An 890-nucleotide genomic window follows, 5' to 3' on the forward strand; every position below is an offset into this window, starting at 1 on the left:
AGGAGTGACGCCATGCGGCCGGATGCTTGATGGATCAGGCCGACTAGGAGAGCGACATGGCGTTCTTTGCTAAGGGACAGTTGATCGCTGCGGCGGGCGCCCTCGCCTTCTGCCTTCTCACGTGCGTTGCCGAGGCGGCCTCATGTGGCAAAAGCGCTGCCGGGTTTCAACAGTGGAAAGTGGAGTTTGCCGAGACGGCAAAGGCCGCCGGCGTCAGGGGGAAGGGTCTTGCAGCGCTTCTCGGAGCGAAATACGCCGTAGGGACCATCCGGGCCGACCGCTCCGTCAACAAGGCTTTCAGCGGTTCGGTCGACGACTTTATGAGACGACGTGGTGGGTCCGCGATTATTTCCAAGGGCCAATCGCTCAAGACGGCGAACGCAGCACTCTTCGGCAACATCGAGCGTAAGTACGGCGTGCCCGCCGGGGTGTTGCTCGCCATCTGGGGTATGGAGACCGGCTTCGGCGCCTCCATGGGCAACCAGAACACTGTGTCGGCAATCGTCACGCTCGCCTACGATTGCCGCCGCCCGCAATTCTTCGCGCCGCATGCCATCGCGGCGCTCAAGCTGGTCGACAGCGGCGTGCTGAGCGCCCGCTCGGTCGGCGCCATGCACGGCGAGATCGGCCAAACCGGGTTCCTGCCCGGGAATGTCCTGAAGTACGGCGTCGGCAGCAGGAACATGCGCGACACGAGTACTGCCCTGATGTCAACGGCCAACTTCCTCAGGGCGCACGGTTGGCGGGCCGGCGGGGGCTATCAAGGCAACATGGGCGCCATCGCTGGCTGGAGCTCCGCGAGTGTCTATCAGCAGGCAATCGCCCGCATCGGCGAGGCGATCGACGGCAGTTAGACAGTTAGGCCGGCATCCAGCTAAAAAGCCGCCGTG

General features: G+C 63.9%; 1 protein-coding gene. It reads left to right on the forward strand.

Annotated features, from left to right (window positions below; all coding sequences use genetic code 11):
* The first annotated feature begins 56 nt into the window (after positions 1 to 56).
* Positions 57 to 854 (forward strand): lytic transglycosylase domain-containing protein, encoded by a 798-nt coding sequence (locus AAE029_RS36175; RefSeq protein ID WP_371077759.1) that lies wholly within the window; start codon positions 57 to 59, stop codon positions 852 to 854.
* Positions 855 to 890: the final 36 nt, after the last annotated feature.

It is taken from the genome of Sinorhizobium sp. CB7 (assembly GCF_041357635.1).
Taxonomy (GTDB): Bacteria; Pseudomonadota; Alphaproteobacteria; order Rhizobiales; family Rhizobiaceae; genus Rhizobium.